Origin of the sequence: Psychrobacter jeotgali (assembly GCF_904846315.1) — a bacterium.
Classification (GTDB): Bacteria; Pseudomonadota; Gammaproteobacteria; order Pseudomonadales; family Moraxellaceae; genus Psychrobacter; species Psychrobacter jeotgali.
The window spans coordinates 1,293,242-1,314,298 of the sequence record NZ_CAJHAF010000001.1; the positions used below are offsets into that span (position 1 = coordinate 1,293,242).

Below are 21,057 nucleotides of genomic sequence, written 5' to 3' on the forward strand. Positions count from 1 at the left end.
TTAGTTTTAAGTATCAGTGGTCAACTTCAAGCGCCTTGATGATTGCTGGTACCTTTATTGTCAATAAAATTATTTATCTGAGTCAAGCGCTCAGGCGTACCGACATCTATCCAATTATCAGTAATCACCTCAGCAGTGATTTGAAACTTCAGCATCGCCTGCTTAAGCAGTGGCGCAAGGGCGGCAGGTTGACCTGTAACCAGTCCATCAACCAAACTCGGCGACATCACACTAATCCCAGCAAAGGTATATTTATCGGCATCAGCAATCGGCTGTTCACTAGCGAGCCCATTATTGATAGCAAAGTCGCCGCCACTATTATGCTCAGGATTATCAATAAGCAACAGGTGCGCGCGCTGATCATTCCCTAATTGATAGTCAACCAATTGGCTGAAATCATAACTGCTCCATATATCAGAGTTGATGAGAATAAACGGCGCATCTTGTAATTTACCCGTTTGCAATGCCTGAAAAATCCCCCCAGCAGTCTCAAGCGGCTCTTCGGCTTCAACTGACCAATGTATAGTTACCCCATACTCTGAACCATCCCCTAAAGCATCCATTAACTTATCTGCCAGCCAAGAAGCGTTAATCGTAATGTCAGTAATGCCAGCGGCTTGCAGAGCTTTAATATGCCAAACAATCAAGGGTTGTCCGCCCACTTCGACCAAAGGTTTTGGGGTCTCAAGCGTTAATGGGCGTAAACGAGTCCCTTTGCCCGCTGCCAAGATCATCGCTTGCGTTATTGCACTCATGGTGGCTCCTGCTCATCTAATTAGATTTAATTTTAGGATAAAGGTTAGATTCAGGCTTTTTAGAGAAATTTAATTTTATAGCCAACCATAGCCTGCGTTTGTAGCCAGTTATAAAATGGCTGTATGGCTTGTTTAAGCTCTGCACTACCCTGCTCGCTAAGCCAATCAAGCTCAAGGATTAAATCGCCCATAACCTTTGGAATATCAGCCAAATAACGGTCTTTGCCATCACGCTGTAACAAGCGAATAAAAATACCTAGCACTTTTAAATGGCGCTGAACGCCCATGATGTTGACATCCTTTATAAACTGTTCAATGCTATCAGCGCTAGCTAGCCCAGCTTGCTGCTGCATTTGCCAAAAGTCATTCATCCACTGCACAACCTGCGCCTCTGGCCACTCGGCATAAGCATCTCGTATTAGTGATACCAGATCATAGCTATAAGCCCCAATAACGGCATCTTGAAAGTCAATCACCCCTAAAGCTGAATGATCGTTCTGATCTTGCATGAGATTACGACTGTGATAATCTCGGTGCACAATCACCGCTGGCTGAGCCAAAATAGCGGTTATCAAAGCTGACTTCAGATTGCTCCAAATATTTTCATCGAGATTGGCACCAATGAAAGGAACGAACCAATCACGGAATAAATCCATTTCTCGGTTAAGCGTATGAGCATCATAATCGGGCAACTGGTGCTGGATTCGAGCAGTCTCAACCGGTATTTTTTGTAGGGCTATTAGGGTTTGCATAGCTAACTGATAATAATCATTTACTTGCTCAGTATTAGCATCAACCAATAAATGAGCAAACTCCGTCGTACCAAAATCTTGTAATACTAAAAACCCTTGGCGAATATCTTGCGCTATCAGCTCTGGTACATTAATAGCGGGTGCCATTAGCTTAGCGACATTGATAAATTGCTGCATGGCCTCTTGTTCATCAGCAGAATCCATGACAATATAGCGCGCCGGCGCCCCCTGACTACCTGTTAGTTGCAAACGGTGATACTGACGAGCGCTGGCATCGCCAGGCAAGCTATGAAGAGTAGAGTCTTGCCCAACAAAGACCTGATTTAGCCATTGCTGTAATTGTTGGTGCCGTGTTTTGTGGGTTGCAGAGGCTGTCACAGTATTAAGGGAATCGTCGGTCATGTCAGTCATAGTAGTCATAGAAGATGTCGTAAGTTAATAATTAAGATGAAAAGAGATGTATAAATAAGGCTGTCTAGAATCAGCCAAAACAATCGACTCAACGGAAAATTTAGCAGTTATTGGAACAAATACTTGCTAAAATGACCCTTAATCCGTGGCTATCAAGTGTTTTTATAAACTTTTATAACCTCAGATGACGATTGAATCACTGTTATTTTATAGTATTATTTAGGTTTTATAAGCATTTATATAAGAAACGCCTTGCTAGACTATAAAATTTGGTGAATAGTGTAGCTGATTTGATTTTTTTTGACTATCATAAGTCGTCAAGATATGTAGCTTAGAAAGTAAGTGCTTAGCCATTCACTCGTTACCGTAACCCAATAGGCTCTACAATCATAGGTGTGCCCTTGTTATATTCTCCGCTTTACCAAAGCATTCGCATGATTTTATTTGGTGCCTTGAGCTTAACTGGCTTGACCGTCAGTGCAGCTACTATCGACGATGATAACCTTAATGCGGCGGCACTCGTTGCTGATAGCCCCACTATCGTTGATACTCAAGCTGAATTTAATAACACCTCCTATACTGATAGCACCTATTACAGTGAGTCTGTTGCCCCTAGAGTTTTAGCTGACGACAATCATTTAGTTACCAACGATTCATCAATTGCTAACAGTCAGTCAGTTGACGATGAAGACTACGTTAATCAAGCCATTACCATAACGCCTATTACCGACAACAGTGACGATATCACGGCGAGCAACACGGCTGGTTTTGATGAGCAATATCCTACAGAGGATAATGATAGTAACGATACTATAGCTAAAGAAGCCGTTGCCGAAGATTCAATCGACCAACAACAAGCAGCTGATGGTAAGCGCTTAAAAGCTGAAGATGAAAGTATTCAACAAAGCCTAGTACGTTTAGCCGAATTCTATGAGTTGCGTCCTGATACTGATGTATCTGAGCTTCGCTCTAAAAATGATAAAAATATAGCTATCGATGCTCAAGACAGCCTACAAAAAGATCCCCAAACCATTCAAAAGCTAGGTAATAATTTAAACTTAGTCCCGCGCACAGTAGATAGCTCCCAACGCTGCGAAGGTCAGTGGGTATATCCTACTCGCAATCCAAATTATCAGCGCGCTGTCGATGAAGCCAATGCTACTAACGACCAGATGACTGAGCGCTTGAAGACTACTAATGCTCAGGCGGCTTTATTTGCAGAAGCTGATTATGGTTATTATGACAATATCGACTATGCTGAGTTGTCAGGTAATGTCATTGTCGACCAAGGTAACCAGCACATAGAAGCCGATAAGGTGCTCATAAATAGAGCCACTGGAGTGGCAGGTGCTCAAGGTAACGTTATGTTTACCGACCAAGCTGTCGGTAATGGTCAAAGCCGAGCTACGGCAGATAAGCGCGGCGCCGAAGATGAGATGAGCTCGACCGAAGCTGTTTCTCAAGGGGGGCTAATTGGGGTAGCCGACAGCTTAGCTTACAATACAGAAAGTGGGCAAGCGACTGCTCATGGCGTGGCTTATGCCAGCGTACCCATGCAATCACATGGCTATGCTAAGCGTTTGAACCGTCCTAATGAGAGCCAGTATGAGCTTGATGAGGTGATGTTTACCACCTGCCCACCTACTGATCGTAAATGGCAATTAGAAGCAAAAAGTATCGATTTAAATACTGATACGGGCCGCGGTGAAGCCCGCAATACCACATTCCGTATCGCTGACGTTCCAGTATTTTACTTGCCTTATTTCAACTTTCCTATCGATGAGCGCCGTAGCAGTGGATTCTTAGTACCAAGTGCTAGTATCGGCAGTGAGAGTGGCTTGGAAGTCGATGTCCCTTATTATCTAAACTTAGCGCCCAATTATGATGCGACCCTGAACACTCGTATCTATACCAGCCGAAACCCTATGATTTCAGGTGAGTTTCGCTATCTAACTGAAGAGTATGGTGGCGGTATTCTTAACGGTTCTTATTTGCCGAATGATAAAGAATATAATGATGAGGACCGAAGCAGTCTTTTCTATGATCATTACTGGTCATCTAATAGTATTCCACGCCTAAGCGGTGATGCTAAATATAGCTACGTCTCTGATGCGGATTATCTTAATGATTTCGATACGTTAGGGCTATCAAGTAATACCGTGAATTTACCTAGACGGGCACGCCTTAACTACTATAATGACTATGTTACAGGAGAGCTTAAGGTTGAAACTTTCCAAACCTTGGACGCCTTTACCAATACTGGCGAGGCTTTACAAGATAAAGATAAGCCTTACTCACGTTTGCCACAACTTAGTCTCAACTATCGTCTGCCTTGGCTAAATAGCTTTGATATCACTGGTACTCATGACTCAGCTTATTTTAAGAAATCTATAGATGATGGCTCAGAAAATGAGAAAAGTGGTGTACGTGTTTATAATAAACTAAGCGCCTCCTACCCATTAGAGAAACCATGGGGCTATATCAAACCAAAAGTAAGCTTACAGCATTTATATACTTCATACGATGAAGACAGTTTAGAAGATAATTTACTGAGTAAAGAGGATGGCAGTCAGTCCGTATTCGTACCTCAAGCTAGTATCGATGCAGGCTTGAACTTATACCAAGCTGGTTCACCTTTCGGTGCTTTTGATAACAGTTTAGGCGGCTATCAACTGCTTAGTCCACGCCTGAAATACACTTACTCGCCCTATGAAGATCAAAATGATATTCCAAACTTCAATACTCGTATTGCGTCGATCAATTATGAGCAGCTGTTTTCAGACAGTTGGTTTTTAGGAAAGGATCGTCTGCAGGACTTACATGCCTTTACTGCTGGCCTTAATTATAGTTACATCGATGCAACGGGCGTGACACGTTTTGATGGTAACATCGCAGAGCAGTATTATATTGATGATGGCCGAGTGACTTTAGAGGACCAAACGCCAGTATTTAGTGATTCTTCGTCAGGCCTAGTGTGGGATGCTAGCGCTCAACCTTATAATAATGTTTGGGTTGATGTCAGTGGTGCCTTTACTAACAGTTATGATCTAAACTATATCACAACTGAGCTACGTTACCAGCCAACCGATAATAGCTTATTTAATGTAGGCTTCGTCAAGCGTCAACGCGATAGAAACACCAATCAGTTGCCGTTATCAGCGTTAACAGCGTCTACCATTTTCCCTATAAGTAATAACTGGCGTATATTAGCCCAAGGTCAATACGATCATCGGCGTAATAAAATGTTGGATGCGCTTGTTGGGGTTGACTATGAGGATTGCTGCTTTGGTTTTGCCGTCTATGGGCGCCGTTATTATAACGATTTAAATATCCAAGATGAACCTACTCAAGCTATTATGGCTGAGATTAGGCTAAATGGCTTAGGTGGTGGTAGTGGACGCTTAACCCGTTTATTATCAGAGAAGGTATTGGGGTTTGAGCCTGTACAGAGCGCGTGGAAAGACTAGAAAGTACCAATCATCGAAGAGTTAACGCAGCAGCTTATATAGTAAGTAATCCAGTTGATAATATACTAATGGCTAGCTTAACCTTAACCAAGCAAACCAGTTAAGAAATAATACCAAGTTCAATATTGAAACAATGGTTTAACCTTTTTATATAATATAGACAGTTTTATTGAGTGGATATGTTAATCCAAGAATATCCAGTGCAATGACATTGACGAGGAGCATCATGAGATTTTTTTCTTTACGCAAGACCAGCCGTGCGGTAGTATTTTCTGGCATGAGCGCTGCTCTTTTGCTAAGTATCAACGCCCAAGCAGCCACAGTCGATGCTACTAATGCAAGTAATGCCCAGCCTGCTACTAACCAACAGAGCAGCCCTCGTCTAAACTCGGCGAACAGTACTGATGGCATCATCGCTTTAGTTAATGATAACGTGATTCTAAAAAGCGACTTAATTAATGCTATTGCTCAGACTCAAGCACGAGCACAAGCCACTGGTGAATCCATACCCAATTCTGCGCAGCTGCAATCTGAGGTATTAAATGCTTTAGTTCTACGCGAACTGCAATTGTCATTGATTAACCGTGTTGGACTTCGACCTGATGAGGCGGCGATTAATCAACGCCTTACTCAAATCGCTCAAGCCGAAGGACTCAACAGCATCTCAGAGCTACAGCAGCGCTTAGACGCTTCGCAGCCAGGCAGCTATGCAGCGTTACGAGCCAGCCTTATAGAGGATGCGGCGATTCAATCTTTACAGCAGCGTCAAATTAGTAGCCGGGTTCGCATTACCGAGCAAGATATCGATGCATTTTTAGCATCGCCTGAAGCCAAACGTCTTAACCAAAATGAATACCAAACGATTCATATTCGTATTCCTTATTTAGATGATTATAATCGTTTGTCACAAGCACAACGTGATGAAGCATTAAAGATTGCGCAGACTCTACGTACCCGTTTACAGCAACCCAACGTAGATGTCGACACTGCTATTGCAGAAGCTCAAAGCAACTATCCTATAGAAATTCAAGGTGGTGATATGGGCTTTCATAAAGCCGCTTCTTTACCCACTGAGCTTGCCAGTGAAATCACTAAACTTGAGGTAGGAGCCGTAAGTGCGCCACTTGTAACACCTCAGGGTATCGATATTGTTAAACTCGCTGATAAAAAATCTGATGATAAAACTATCATTCCGCAGTGGAACACCCGTCATATCTTAGTTAAGGTCGATGAGATTCAAACTGACGCCCTGGCTGAACAAAAGATCAATGATCTATACGAACAGCTACGTCAAGGCGCTGACTTTAAAGCGTTAGCTTCTACTTATTCAGATGACCCAGGCTCAGCGGGCCGCGGTGGTGATCTGGGCTGGGTCAGTGATGGTGATATGATTGGGCCATTTGAAGCGGTTATGAAAACGACAACCGTTGGTGACTACTCTACTCCTTTTAAAACCCAGTTCGGCTGGCATATCCTAAAAGTTGAAGGCCAACGTCAACAAGATGTTACCAATGAATACCGTCGCAATATGGCTCGTCAAGCTTTGTATCAACGTTTAGCGCCTCAAGCCCGTGAAGACTGGCTACAAGAGCTACGTGCTGGTGCTTATATACAAGTATTTGAATAAGATGCTTACTTTTAGCTAACGATATAGATCGCACAGAGTAAAAATCTTTAAATCTTAATGAATAACAAAAAGGTATGAGCAAGCGCTTATGCCTTTTTTATTTAGTGGTGCCCCACCCGTAAACAAGTTACTTAATTAAGAAAAAACACCTATACAACTATGAATATTTATTATTAAGCAATAAAAAACCCCGAACTTTGGGCGATTAGTTCGGGGCCATGAGCTTGCGTTTTATTATTATTCTCTTCCTTGCTGACTTATCCCAAGTCATAACAGCAACTTATTACAGTGGGCTGACCTGTATATTCGTGCTGCTGTCTCAGCACCGTATCCTTACCTCTCCTTGTGCTGATAATAGTATTTTATGCCAATCCTCTAAAGCAAACTAGAAGCTAAAAACTCTATTTATTGTAAGCTTTTGCTTACAATATTCTGTAGTAGCTAGCTTTATACTAGACTTAGTTTTCTTCTGCATGTTCTTTTGAGACTTTTTTACCTTCTTCTTTACCTGCTTTTATTTTATGCTCAGATTCCTTCATATCTTCTGCATCAGTGGTAGGCGCATTTTGCTCTTGTTTGGGAGCTTCTTCTGGCTCATATTGCAACGTCGTTAATACTGGAAAATGGTCAGAGCCAATAGAGGGTAGACGCTGGATATCTACTACGGTAAAGCAAGCACTATGAAAAATGTGATCAAGGGCCCAGCGTAAAAAAGGATACTTTACATGGAAGGTATTAATAAAATGGCGCCCAATACGTGGATCAAGCAGCCCTGAGATACGTTGAAAACGGCGGGTAGTCTTTGACCAAGCCACGTCATTGAGATCCCCTGCTAGTATGGCGGTTTGATTATTATCTTTAATATGACGACCAACCATTAATAACTCGGCATCACGAGTAGTAGATTTGTCGGCTTCCGTTGGGCTGGGCGGCATTGGATGCAAACAGTATAACCAGATGATACGCCCACCTTGTAAGCGTATCTGCGTATGAATAGAGGGAATATCATCGATCATCAGATATTTGACTTCCGGCTCTATCAACTCAAGCTTAGAATACAGATGCATACCATAAAGGTTATCCAGCGGCACTTTTACGCTATAAGGATAGTCAGGTTCTATCTCCTTGAGCGCCGTCTCCCATTTTTTATCTGATTCAAGAGTGATTAAGACATCAGGCTGTTTCTGCTGGACTAAGCTCACCAGCTTATGAGTCTCATCATTAGGTGTTAATACATTTGACACTATAATTTTTAATTGATGAGCTTTACCTTCAGGTTTGTCTTTAGCTTGCTTAACTTCTTTTTTCCATAACTTTGTATAAGGTAGTACCATTCTTAGCTGGAATGCTAAAGCCACGCTTAATAGCAAAAATAACAACCCTTGCCCTATCTGCCATTCTGACCAAAAAAACAGCATGACGAACCAAGCAACAAGCCCTAGTACTAAGATTTGAATCCGCGGAAACTCCACCCCACGTACCCACCAGTTATCAAGCGGTAACCAACCCCAAACCGTTAGAAAGGTAATCAGCGCTGCTAGTCCCTGTACGCCATAATATAGCAAAGATAAATCCATAATATTTGTTAATCACTTATTAGATTGATAGTTATATCAGCAACTAGATATTTAGTTGATTTAATGAATTAATCCTACAAGCTCTCATTCAATCTGACGCCTTTATGCTTACTTTAGCATCTCATAATACAATCGCATACTATCGGTAATCAATTAATGTGCTCACAGCATAAAACGTTACAATTTTCTATTGCTTAAAGCTGCATTCTGCTAGGGCTGGATAGATTTTAAACTCATAATAGATATAAAGGATAATACCTAAAAGCAATTAAATTTATCTAAAATCCCTTGCTTTTTAGTGTTATTCACGGCATTGTTAACGGTTGACAGTTCAAATTGACTGAAGCAAAAAATAACTGCAAAAGAGGATTGGTTTTCATGAGTAATTTAACAGTAGGCTTAGTCGGCTGGCGTGGTATGGTAGGATCAGTGCTGATGCAACGGATGATAGAGGAAAAAGACTTCGCTGGTATTACGCCGGTGTTTTTTTCGACCAGTAATGCAGGTGGCGACGCTCCGAAATTCGATGGTATTGAGCCCAGTAAACTTAAAGATGCTCATGATATTGAAGCACTGGCAACTTGTGATGTCATTATTACCTGTCAAGGTGGCGACTATACCCAGAAAGTACATCAGCCGCTACGTGATGGTGGCTGGGAAGGTTACTGGATAGATGCGGCAAGTACGCTAAGAATGGATGAAGATAGTATTATTATTTTAGATCCAGTCAATCGTAACGTTATCGATCAAGCGCTAGCTGACGGCAAAAAAGATTTTATCGGTGGTAACTGTACGGTTTCGCTCATGATGATGGCCATTGGTGAGCTCTTCAATAAAGGCTGGGTTGAGTGGGTCAGCGCCATGACCTATCAAGCAGCTAGTGGCTCAGGTGCCAATAACATGCGCGAGCTAATCGAAGGCATGGGTGTGTTGCGTGACGCCGTCGCAGATGAGCTGGCTGACCCTGCCAGCGCTATTCTAGATATCGATAAGAAAATTGCTCAGACTCAGCGCTCGGATGACTTTCCTAAACAATACTTCGGTGTACCATTAGCTGGTAGCTTGATTCCTTATATCGACGCGCAGTTGGAAAACAAGCAATCTCGTGAAGAATGGAAAGGCGGTGTCGAAACCAATAAAATCCTTGGCAACTCTGAAGCAAACAGCATTCCCATTGATGGTATGTGTGTACGTGTGGGAGCGATGCGTTGTCATGCGCAAGGGTTAACTATTAAACTCAAAAAAGATATTCCACTAGAAGAAATCGAAGCGGCTCTTAAAAATAGCGGCAATCAGTGGCTTGATGTGGTTGAAGATGATAAAGAGGCAACCATGAACCGTCTAACACCAGTAGCCGTTACCGGTACATTAACGGTTGCACTTGGACGTTTGCGCAAGCTCAAAATGGGCGGCGAGTATTTAGGAGCATTCACGGTCGGTGACCAGTTACTCTGGGGTGCAGCAGAACCGCTACGCCGGATGCTAAATATTATCCGCGAGCAAAACAGCTAAAAGTTCTGATTAACTTTAATATAAAAAAGACAGCCTAGGCTGTCTTTTTTATACGCTATATTTGTCTAATAAATTACTGATACTGAATCATAACTTCATTACGACGCAAGAACGGTAGCGTCCATGGCGGATTATATCTTGCCAGTTCAGGATTACCTATAATATCTAGCTTTTGGCTTTGTCTCTGCATCCAAGTTTTCAGCGCTTCTGTTTTGGCTTCTACTTTTTCGCTGCCAGCTAATCCTGAAAACTTGATCACGCCATAAGTCTGCGCAGGAACCTCAATAATAGTCACTTCAGCGTTATTGGGTTTTGGTAAAGTCTGCATCGTATATTGACTAGGCATAACAAAGCGTACACGCCATTTATCGTCTTGTTGCTGCATATTCACTGGAGCAGTCATAGCTATTTTCTGTGAGACACTTTGGTCAGCTTGCTGCATCTTGACCGGTGCTGTCATACTAATTTTGCTACTATCACCATTATCGGCGGTATTGTTACCAAAAATATAGTTTGCTAAGGTTTTAAAACCTTGACGACTGGCAGAGTCTTGATCGCCTGTAACCCAAGTTTGAGCGACCAACTGCGCATCATAACGACGTAGCTCAAAATCATTATCCTGCAATAAAATCGTATAATTAGGCTCTTCAACGGCCATAGCGGCTCCTGAAATAAATAACAAACTGCCAAGTAGTAGAGATACTGATACTATAGTTTTCAAATCAATCTCCATGGGTAAAACGGCAATCAAAAACAAGTTTAATCTCTTCTTACCTTAGCAATCACCTCATCCTATTGTCTGTGCTATTTTGGTATAAGCTTTAACTTCCTGACTTATAGCAGGGCGATATATTCCAAGCAACAGCTCCGATTATAAATGCTATAATTAGCGTCATTTTTTATAGCTTAAGTAGTGATTATTATATGCAATTTACTCTCCATAAAACTGCTAGCGGTGAAACTCGTGCGCGCCGCGGCACCGTTCATCTCAATCATGGCGATGTACAAACGCCTGCTTTCATGCCCGTTGGTACTTATGGGACGGTCAAAGGTATGCTGCCACGTGATATCGAAACCATTGGTGCTGATATTATCTTAGGCAACACCTTTCACTTATGGTTACGCCCTGGTACTGAAATCATTGACAAATTTGGTGGGCTGCACCAATTTATGCACTGGGATAAGCCTATTCTCACTGATTCCGGCGGCTTTCAGGTATTCAGCCTAGGGGCGATGCGTAAAATAACTGAAGAAGGGGTACATTTTAAATCGCCTATTGATGGCGCTAAAGTGTTTTTATCTCCTGAAAAATCCATGCAAATTCAGTATAGTCTAAATTCTGATATTGTCATGCAGTTCGATGAATGCACCCCCTATCCCGCTACTCACGATGAAGCCAAAAAATCTTTAGAATTGTCCCTTCGTTGGGGACAGCGCTGTCTTAACGAGCATCAAAACTTGGGTAGCACTAATGCTCTTTTTGGTATTATTCAAGGTAGTATGTATGCAGACTTACGCCACCAGTCTCTAGAGGGTTTGCTTGAGATTGGTTTTGATGGTTATGCCATTGGCGGACTCTCAGTTGGCGAGCCTAAAGAGGAGATGATGGACGTGTTGGATTATATCCCTCATGCTATGCCAGCAGACAAGCCACGCTATTTGATGGGTGTAGGAAAACCTGAGGATATTGTAGAAGCCGTACGCCGTGGTGTCGATATGTTTGACTGTGTGATGCCGACCCGTAACGCACGTAATGGTCATTATTTCGTTACCGGTAACCCAGAAAACGCAGGGGTGGTTCGTATTCGTAATAGTCAATATCGGGAAGATACTGGGCCATTGGATGCAGAATGTGATTGCTATACTTGTCAGAACTTTAGTCGTGCCTATTTATATCATCTGAATAAATGCAAAGAGATGCTGGGCGCCCAATTAGCGACCATCCATAATTTGCGCTATTATCAACGTCTAATGGTAGCGATTAGAGAGGCCATCGAGCAGGATAGTTTTGATCAATTCGTTAATGAGTTCTATGCTAAACGTGGACAAGCTGTACCTGAACTAAATTTACGTTAATCTATTTGAGTTCTAATATCTTATAATATTAATTTAAAAGACCAGTCAAAAATATTGACTGGTCTTTTATTTTGAGCGCCTTAAAATCTTTTAAAGCTTTAAGAATTAAACATAGAGCTCAAACTTCAAGAGCTTAAACCAAGAGCTCAAACTTCAAGAGCTTAAACCAAGAACTTAAACATAGTCATCAGGTACCTGATCCATGGGAATATCAGGATGTTTTCTTAGGTGCAAGATGGCCGCAAGTAAACCGCCCCATATCAGCACCATTGAAAATATCATAAAAATAATCGCTGAAGTTGTCATAATAATTTCCTATTAAAGTTTTAATCTACCTGCCAGCTATGGATGCTTATCTAGTAGAAGCGTCATCAATGACACGAGCTTTATCGTCTTCATCATCATGAAGACCTCTCATACGGGTGAGTATGAAAGCTCCTAATCCAAAGAAAACCACCACGCCCCAACCAAATAATAATAGTATGGTAGTAGAGTAACCTTCATAAGGATTTTGTACCAGCTCAATAAGCTTTAGACCTAAAGCAATGATCAATACGGTTGGAGTGATAACCGTCAGCATAAATACCCAAGCACCACCAAGTTTGACACTAGAGATGCGGTTGATATGATCCAGTAGACCTGGGATTTTATGGCGATTAAACCAAGTTACCCAAATAATTGATAACAAGCCACCCGCAACGATGCCAATATTATTAGCAAAGTGATCTATTACATCTACTAATACCAATGAGCTACCGGTAGAAAAAGCAGCGATTGAAATTACAGCACACGCTCCGCCTATAACAGCCACAGCCTTGCGGCGTGACCAAACAAACTTATCCTGAAAAGCAGCAATAGGCACCTCAAGAATACTAACTAGAGAGCTGATACCCGCTACCACTAAAGAACCAAAAAATAAGAAACCAATAAAATCACCACTTGAACCCATAGTAGAGATGATCTTAGGGAATACAAAGAATGCCAGTCCTACACCACCACTAGCAACTTCAGAGACATCTTGACCTGAGGACATAGCCATAAAACCAATGGCAGCAAAAATACCAATACCCGCAATTAACTCAAAAGATGAGTTAGCAAAACCAACCACTAAACCTGCGCCGGTTAAGTTAGTATTCTTTTTAAGGTAAGAGGCATAAGTCACCATAATACCAAAACCTACCGATAGCGAGAAGAACACATGGCCATAAGCAGCAAGCCAGACGCTAGGATCTTTCATCCGCTCCCAGTTAGGCTCAAAGAAAGCATTTAGGCCAACCTCAGCACCGGGTAAGTTAACGGCTTTGAAAACCATGATGCCAAACAGTACTATGAGGAGTGGAATACAGATCTTGTTAGCAATCTCTACCCCTTTACGAATACCGCCTGCCATAATCAGTATGGCTAGCGCCCAGACGATGAGCAAACCTATAAACATCTGCGGCACGAATACGGAAGTCAAATCTCCAGTGTGCTGCACAAAGTCGCTAACAAAGAAGGTCGTGGTATCCTCACCCCACTTTTGTCCGAATGAGAAGAGCATATAACTGCCCGCCCAGACGATAACAGCGGCATAGTAGATCGCTATCACAAAAGAGACAAGGGTCTGCCACCAACCAATAAACTGGGCAGATTTTATCATTTTTTTGTAAGCACGCGGTGGCGCAGAACGATATTTGTGCCCTACGATATAATCTAAAAATAACAGCGGAATACCCGCTGTTAATAAGGCGATGAGATAAGGCACCATAAATGCCCCGCCCCCATTATCATAAGCAACATAAGGGAAACGCCATATGTTGCCTAATCCTACTGCTGAACCGACAGCAGCTATAATAAATCCAGTTCTGCTGGACCAATTTTCCCTTTGTTCTGCCATACGATACTCCTAAAATAATGGTAGGCTATTTAAGTCCAGTAGACTATAAAATGACTGAATCAACAAAGAAGCTACAAGCCAGCTAAAATAAGTTGCTGTAACCTTACTATATATGAATAGAAAGTTTCTGCTAATCATTGCCAAAAGTCAAGTACTCATAAATACAAAAAGCCATAACAATTTGTTATAGCTTAATCTCAAATATTATTTTTAGCTAAAATCATGCTGTTATAAAAGGTTCTAGCGTACTACTCCTCGTTGACTGTGCTCTAGAGAATCTATGATTAACTGTATCTTGGGCTCTTTTTCTAGCAGCTCTTCTTTCAACACTGCCAAAGACTGAGCGGTAGTAAGTCCTGATCTAAACACCGTAAGATAGGCTTGACGTAAGACATCGATGGTTTGTTGTGACCAGTCTTTTCGGCGCATACCCTCAATATTGAGGCCATGAGCTCGAGCTGGATTGCCTGAGACCATAGTAAAAGCAGCCACATCTTTTAGGATCAAACTGGCGCCGCCAATGAGACTGTAATCATCTACTCGGCAAAACTGATGGATACCTGAGTTGCCGCCAACAATAGTATGACTACCAATAACCACATGACCAGCTATACCGACATTATTGGCAAATACGTTATGATCACCAATAAGACAATCATGAGCAACGTGGGTGTTGACCATCAGTAAGTTATGATTACCAATTTTAGTTAGGCATTGGTCTTGTATAGTACCGCGATGTAAGCTACAAGCTTCGCGAATGGTATTATGATCGCCAATCTCCAGCCAAGTGCGCTCGCCTGCATATTTTAAATCCTGCGGGTCTTCGCCAATACTGGCAAATTGAAATATCTGATTATGTTTACCAATTCGAGTCAGCTTTGATACCACCACATGTCTATGCAGGACAGTATGAGCCCCGATAGTTACTTCATCGCCAATGATGCAATAAGGCCCTATAACGGCAGTATCATCGATCGTAGCAGATGGTGAGATGAGTGCTGTAGGGTGAATCTGACTCATAAAACAGGCCTTTGTATCACTGGTGCAAAAAATGATGAAGTAGTAGGGTTAATCTTATTTGTTATTTTACAAACTTTAGAGTATGGGTCAAAGCTATCATAGTAAAGTCTGTTATTGTTCTTGACGGGCTATCATAACCTGCGCGCTCGCTGCCAATTCATTTTCCACATGTACCGTACAGTCAAACTTATAGATACCGCGTTTTTGCATGACTTTTTTTGCTCGAATTATTAATTGATCACCAGGAATAACACGGCGCTTAAAGCGTACCTTATCAACGCCTGCAAATAGATATAAATAACCATCCTCTGCAGTCAAACCAGCGCTAATAAACCCTAGAACCCCTGAAACTTGTGCCATTGACTCTATCATTAACACACCTGGCATAATAGGCTCGTCTGGAAAGTGCCCATTAAAAAACTCTTCGTTGATAGTCACATTTTTGATGCCAGTAATACACTCACCAGGTTTACATGCTGTCACCTTATCGACTAACATAAAAGGATAGCGATGCGGTAAATAATGTTTAAGGGTATGATAAGTTAATGGCAAAGTTAAGCCTTGCTCAGATAAAGATTTTATATGCTCATCATTTAACGTTTCAATATCGACTTCAGTAGTGCTCATGGTCTGCTTCCTTGCTTATATTGCATTATACATCTGTTTGTGGTGAGTATAAGTAGCCGTTAAATTTACGTCTACTGTCATTCTCAATGGGCTTTATCATTTTGAATTTATCATTTCAGGTTTAATATTTTTAGTGCATTTGGTGATTACGTTTCAACTCTTAACTGTCGCCAAGTTGACGAAACCTCACTGCTGCTCTCCGCCATTTAGCTGTAGGCATGGCAGCGGTTCCTGATGAGTAAGAGCCTGGGCTTTTAATGGACTTAGTCACCATGGTCATTCCTGATAATATCACGTCATCAGTAATTTCAATATGACCATTGATACCGACTGCTCCACCAATAATACAGCGCTTACCAATTGTAGTACTTCCGGCGATACCTACATTAGCAGCGATAGCAGTACCGTCACCAATGTGGACGTTGTGGGCTATTTGTACTAGGTTGTCAATAATAACGTGGTTGCCAATTATTGTGTCGTCAATAGCGCCGCGATCAATACAAGTATTACTACCAATACGAACATGGTCACCTATGACCACCCGCCCAAGCTGAGCAATACGCTCCCAACCATCGGCACTAGGGTCTACTGTCGGCGCAAATCCAAAACCCTCAGCACCAATACTGACACCAGTATGCAACCGCACATGGTTACCGATCACACAATTATGAGCTACGACAACTTGGGGTTTAATAACACAATCTTCACCAACGCTGGCGTATGCTTCAATGACCACATGAGCATCAAGACAACTACGTGCCCCGATATGCACCTGCTCTCCAATCACACAATAGGCCCCAATCGTCACGCCTTCAGCAATAATAGCAGTGTCAGCGATAATGGCAGTGGGATGAATCTCCAAAGGTGCTGCCAATCGTACAAACAATTTACTACTGCTAGCATAAGCTAGATAAGGGTTAGCGACTATTATAGCTACTACGTTCTTAGGTACTTCTTCATAATAGTCTGCAGTAACTAGCACTGCGCCCGCCTGACTACTAGCAAGGCTCGCTACATAATTAGCATTAGCCAAAAAGCTTAGCTGCGTATGACTGGCGTCTTTTAAGCTACTAACACCGTCTAAAGTAAACCCTAGCTGCTCAGCGCTCAGCTTATCTTTATTTAACACGGGCTGGCGCTGTTCAATCTGAGTGATAATCTGCTCAATCGTTATCATAATAAGTATTAATATTATCAGTATAAAAAATTAAGCACCAAGCTGAAAGCTCAGCTTGGCTGCTCGTTCAAGTTCCATAGATCTCAATATCGATAAGAGCTATTAAACTCATCTAGAAAGTACTACCAATCTGGAACTGAACTTTTTCAGTCTCATCACCTTCTTTATCACCGATAGGTACCGCATAACTCAATGAAATAGGACCGATTGGGGTATACCAAGTAATACCAGCACCAGCACTAAAACGCAGCTTATTATCTTGGTATAATAAAGGTACACCTGTATCTTCGCCTGTATTAGGATTAATAAAGGTACGATCTTCTTTATCAGTGGTATCAAATACCTGACCGCCCTCGGCGAATAATACCGGACGTACTTGATCGGTCCAGTCACCCTTGAATGGCATCGGTAAAATTAATTCGGCACCAAAAGTTGCTAGAGCGTTACCACCGACCTCTTCATCTTTAAGGTAGCGTATCTCGTCAGTGATCGCATCATAATAACTTTGCGATCTAGGACCTAGTGTTGAGGATTCATAACCACGTACCGAACCGTAACCACCAGCATAGAAGTTTTCATAAAACGGTAAATCATTACCGTAACCGAGCTTGGTATAACCCCGTGCTACCCAGTCTTTATAAATGGGATAATAGATATTACCGCGGTAGATGGCTTTTTGATAACTGGCATCACCAAGGCCAATGGTGGCATCAATGGTATGGCTCATACCTTTGGTAGGGAATACCGGACGATCAAGCGTGCTATAGTCCCAACCAAATAGCAAATTATAAGTGGTATATTCATTGCTGAAACCAGTACGACCGTCAAACTCACCAGTGAACTTCTCAAACTTACCACCGTCATCAATAAGTTGCTGAACGTTAGATACTCCCAAACGGTTACCACCGCGTACTTCGGTATTATCAATATTCAAACCAGCGCTCACGCGTTTGGTTTCGTCAACAGGATAACTATAGTTTAAAGTCGCACCATAAGAGTCTGTCACATAGTTACTAACGTTTCTACTATCGTATTTAGTTTCACGATAATAGGCACTAATCCCTTGTGATACTCCATTTTCAGTAAAATAAGGATCGGTATAACCTAAGCTATAAGAATCGCGGGTCTGAGAACGTGATAGAGCCGCTTTTACTCGGTTACCCGTACCCATAAAGTTGTTTTGGGTCAGATCTAATTGGAAAGTCACCCCGCCACTTTGCGAGTAACCAGCAGCAATAGTAGAGCTACCAGAAGGCTGCTCTTCCACTGTATAGTTAATATCGATTTGATCAGGCTGATTGGGTACAGGCTGCACATCAACATTAACCGTCTTAAAGAAACCAGTACGCATCAAACGGGTTCGTGACAGCTGTATGTTTCTGTTGGAGGCTAACGCTCCTTCTAATTGGCGCATCTCACGGCGCAGCACTTCGTCTTGGGTACCAAGGTTGCCCTCAAAATTAATGCGGCGCACATAAATAGGACGAGCCGGATCAATAAAGTAATCTACATCGACAATTTTCGTTTCATCGTCAATGCGTGGTACTGGACGAACTTGGGCAAAATAATAGCCTTCATTACCATAACGATTTTTTAGCGCCGCTGTAGTAGCATCAAGATTCGCTTGAGAGTACTGTTCGTTAGGAGCAAAGGTTACCAACTCTTGTAGCTCAGCCTTGTCTAAGACCGGCTGACCTAAGAAGCTAGTATCACCAAACTGATACTGCTCACCTTCGGTTAAACTCACTTCAATAAATACGCTGCTTTTATCTTCGCTAATATTCAAGACTGCATTATCAACTGAAAAGCGTACATAGCCATCATTCTGGTATAGAGCTTTTAGGTTCTCTAAGCTCGCTGCTAGCTTCTCTTTAGCATAACGATCAGACTTAGATAGTAATCTGGTCCACGAAGATTCTTTTACCGCAAAGACATCTTTAATATCATCATCGCTAAAATGCTTATTGCCAATAATATTAATATCGACAACCTTGGCAGGCTTACCTTCGATAAAGCGCACTTCAAGCTTGACGCGATTACCATCTAGTAGCGTTTGATCTACTTCGATATTACTATTGTAATAACCTTGACTAATGTACTGCTGCTGAATCTCATTAGCCACACCCTGTAAGGTTGACTGCATGAGCACATCGCCTACTGATAGCCCCGCATTTTTCAGGCCTTCTTCAAGGCCTTCTTTAGGGATAAGTTTATTACCTTCGAAATTAACCTCAGCAATAATAGGACGCTCAATCACATCGAAAACTAAGCGGCCACCCTCAACACGACTTTGGATATTTGCAAAGTTATTAGTGGCATATAACGCTTTAATACTGGCCGCAAGACTACTATCTGTAACGGTATCTCCTACCGAGATCGGTAGAACTGGGTAGAGGCTGTCAGGAGTTAGACGTTGTAGACCAGTGAAGCCAATATCTGTTACTACAAAGTCAGCAGCTTGTGCTGAAACACTCATTGTGGCCATTGCTACCACTAACGGCAACCCAGCCGCGCTCATAAATAAAGGCGTATGCATAAACACTATCCGTCAATAAAAAACTTGCTTAAGTTAAGTTAAAAAAGCGTATTTGGCTTTATCCCATCTTTTGATATCTAGAATCTAGTCATGGGCAACTCAGAATACTTTATATAAAACGCGTCATAAAATAAACTAAAAATTATTATTAGTACAGCCGTACTACTATAATACTCGTATCGTAGTTATTTAAGAATTTAGGTATGATTGGTACGTAGGCGTTAGTGTATCGTGCTTGAACCGACAAGTCACGGCTTACCTAACTAAAATAGCCGGCTAATATCATTACCAATTGCTAACACCATGAAACCTAACAGCAAGAGTAAACCGATATTAAACCCTACTATTTGCGCTCCTTCTGACACAGGTTTGCCGCGGATTAACTCAATGGTATAATATAAAATATGTCCACCGTCCAGTACAGGAATAGGCAATAGATTAAGTACCGCAAGACTCAAACTGATTAAAGCGGCGGTAGATAACACCATCTCCCAGCTGATATCAAAGCTTTGTTTAGCCACTTTTGCGATGGTAATGGGGCCAGATAAGTTCTCAAGACCTATCATTCCTGAGATCATTTTGCCCATCGAGCTCACTGTCATCACTGCTAGCTGCTCAGTTTTTTCAAACGATTTTATCAGCGCTGTACCGGGGCTATAAACTACGGTCGTTTTATATTCATCAGGAATAACAATTTCAGTTTGCGCAACCATAGCGCCTATTTGACCATACTCGTTGCCCATGCTGTCTTTTTTACCTTGCGGCATGATTTGCAGCTGTAGCGACTTATCATCACGTAATACTGTAAAGTTCAATAAGGTTTCAGGGTTATCACGAATAATACGAGTCGCACTAATCCAATCATTAATAGGCGTCTCGTTGATCGCCGTAATACGGTCACCGACCTGTAATCCCTGCAGACTAGCGGCACCATCTGCTGAGAGATCGCCTATAATAGGCGCTATATCAGGCTGCCATGGTAGCATCCCAAAGCTAGTTAAAGCGTCTTTGCCGGCAGCATCGCCTTGCATAAACTGGGTTACTGGTGCTTGATAAGTGGTAGCGGCGCTGCTAGATTGCATATCAGGTTGTAAGGTAATACTAATATTATCAGTCTCGCCCATACGCCCAGCAAGGCGATAATTAATCGCTTCCCATGTCTGCACTTCATGACCATCAATAGCGACAATCTGCTCCCCTACTGGCAGCTGAGCCATTGCTGCTGGCGTATCTGGAATAACTTGTCCTATCTTAGTCGCTAACTGCTCAGAGGGAGTGATGAACAGCACCCAAAATAAAGCGATGGCTATGACAAAGTTCATTAGCGGACCGGCAGCCACGATAGCAATCTTTTTGAGCGGATGCTGACGATTAAAGGCCAGATGCAACTCGTCTTTTGGTACCTCGCCTTCACGCTCATCCAGCATTTTGACATAGCCGCCCAGAGGCAGCATAGAGACTCGATAATCGATACCGCTCTTTTTGCTAGTCCAACCGGTGAGTTTGGGCCCAAAGCCAATTGAGTAGGTCAGCACCTTTACACCGCACAACCTTGCGACGATATAATGGCCCCATTCATGCAAGGCAATCAATGGCCCCAGGACAAAAATGGCAGCCAGTAGCGTCAACAAAAACGTCATAAGC

Annotated in this window: 15 protein-coding genes; 4 read left to right on the forward strand and 11 right to left on the reverse strand. The window is 42.2% G+C overall.

Features of this window, described 5'->3' with window-relative positions:
* Positions 1-26: 26 nt before the first annotated feature.
* Both murU and JMX18_RS05145 read right to left on the reverse strand, forming a co-directional pair.
* Positions 27-755 carry an N-acetylmuramate alpha-1-phosphate uridylyltransferase MurU gene (gene murU, locus JMX18_RS05140; RefSeq protein WP_201585245.1) on the reverse strand — a complete coding sequence of 243 codons (729 nt, stop codon included), beginning with the start codon at positions 753-755 and terminating at the stop codon, positions 27-29.
* A gap of 59 nt (positions 756-814) precedes the next feature.
* Positions 815-1,918: an aminoglycoside phosphotransferase family protein gene (locus tag JMX18_RS05145; protein ID WP_406947364.1), complete on the reverse strand. Its 1,104-nt coding sequence runs from the start codon at positions 1,916-1,918 to the stop codon at positions 815-817.
* A 401-nt stretch (positions 1,919-2,319) separates the two neighbouring features.
* Between JMX18_RS05145 and JMX18_RS05150 the strand changes: the two genes are divergently transcribed.
* Positions 2,320-5,385 carry an LPS-assembly protein LptD gene (locus tag JMX18_RS05150; protein ID WP_201585256.1) on the forward strand — a complete coding sequence of 1,022 codons (3,066 nt, stop codon included), beginning with the start codon at positions 2,320-2,322 and terminating at the stop codon, positions 5,383-5,385.
* Positions 5,386-5,611: 226 nt separating this feature from the next.
* On the forward strand, positions 5,612-7,012 hold the full coding sequence (locus tag JMX18_RS05155) for a peptidylprolyl isomerase (protein ID WP_201585263.1): 1,401 nt from the start codon (positions 5,612-5,614) through the stop codon (positions 7,010-7,012).
* A 458-nt stretch (positions 7,013-7,470) separates the two neighbouring features.
* Here the strand turns inward: JMX18_RS05155 and JMX18_RS05160 are convergent, their stop codons facing one another.
* Positions 7,471-8,589, reverse strand: coding sequence for an endonuclease/exonuclease/phosphatase family protein (locus JMX18_RS05160; protein WP_201585271.1), 1,119 nt, complete (start codon positions 8,587-8,589; stop codon positions 7,471-7,473).
* A 378-nt stretch (positions 8,590-8,967) separates the two neighbouring features.
* Here JMX18_RS05160 and asd point away from each other — a divergent pair, with 378 nt between their 5' ends.
* On the forward strand, positions 8,968-10,101 hold the full coding sequence (asd, locus tag JMX18_RS05165; RefSeq protein ID WP_201585273.1) for an aspartate-semialdehyde dehydrogenase: 1,134 nt from the start codon (positions 8,968-8,970) through the stop codon (positions 10,099-10,101).
* 73 nt (positions 10,102-10,174) lie between these two features.
* On the opposite strand, the gene JMX18_RS05170 is transcribed toward asd, so the two are convergent.
* On the reverse strand, positions 10,175-10,822 hold the full coding sequence (locus JMX18_RS05170; protein WP_265088814.1) for an SOUL family heme-binding protein: 648 nt from the start codon (positions 10,820-10,822) through the stop codon (positions 10,175-10,177).
* A 203-nt stretch (positions 10,823-11,025) separates the two neighbouring features.
* Here JMX18_RS05170 and tgt point away from each other — a divergent pair, with 203 nt between their 5' ends.
* Positions 11,026-12,177, forward strand: coding sequence for a tRNA guanosine(34) transglycosylase Tgt (tgt, locus tag JMX18_RS05175; protein ID WP_201585275.1), 1,152 nt, complete (start codon positions 11,026-11,028; stop codon positions 12,175-12,177).
* A gap of 174 nt (positions 12,178-12,351) precedes the next feature.
* On the opposite strand, the gene JMX18_RS05180 is transcribed toward tgt, so the two are convergent.
* From JMX18_RS05180 to rseP, 7 genes are all read right to left on the reverse strand, one after another.
* The gene (locus JMX18_RS05180; protein WP_201585277.1) at positions 12,352-12,483 is read right to left on the reverse strand and encodes a methionine/alanine import family NSS transporter small subunit; all 132 of its coding nucleotides are present in this window, start codon (positions 12,481-12,483) and stop codon (positions 12,352-12,354) included.
* A 46-nt stretch (positions 12,484-12,529) separates the two neighbouring features.
* The gene (locus JMX18_RS05185; RefSeq protein WP_201585279.1) at positions 12,530-14,053 is read right to left on the reverse strand and encodes a sodium-dependent transporter; all 1,524 of its coding nucleotides are present in this window, start codon (positions 14,051-14,053) and stop codon (positions 12,530-12,532) included.
* 240 nt (positions 14,054-14,293) lie between these two features.
* Positions 14,294-15,073, reverse strand: a complete 780-nt coding sequence (gene lpxA / locus JMX18_RS05190) for an acyl-ACP--UDP-N-acetylglucosamine O-acyltransferase (RefSeq protein WP_201585281.1) — start codon at positions 15,071-15,073, stop codon at positions 14,294-14,296.
* 111 nt (positions 15,074-15,184) lie between these two features.
* Entirely contained in the window at positions 15,185-15,700 is a 516-nt protein-coding gene (gene fabZ / locus JMX18_RS05195; protein WP_201585288.1) for a 3-hydroxyacyl-ACP dehydratase FabZ, read from the reverse strand.
* Between the two features lie 160 nt (positions 15,701-15,860).
* On the reverse strand, positions 15,861-16,877 hold the full coding sequence (lpxD, locus tag JMX18_RS05200) for a UDP-3-O-(3-hydroxymyristoyl)glucosamine N-acyltransferase (RefSeq protein ID WP_201585290.1): 1,017 nt from the start codon (positions 16,875-16,877) through the stop codon (positions 15,861-15,863).
* 112 nt (positions 16,878-16,989) lie between these two features.
* On the reverse strand, positions 16,990-19,413 hold the full coding sequence (gene bamA / locus JMX18_RS05205) for an outer membrane protein assembly factor BamA (protein ID WP_201585292.1): 2,424 nt from the start codon (positions 19,411-19,413) through the stop codon (positions 16,990-16,992).
* 263 nt (positions 19,414-19,676) lie between these two features.
* Positions 19,677-21,053: an RIP metalloprotease RseP gene (gene rseP / locus JMX18_RS05210; RefSeq protein WP_201585300.1), complete on the reverse strand. Its 1,377-nt coding sequence runs from the start codon at positions 21,051-21,053 to the stop codon at positions 19,677-19,679.
* Positions 21,054-21,057: the final 4 nt, after the last annotated feature.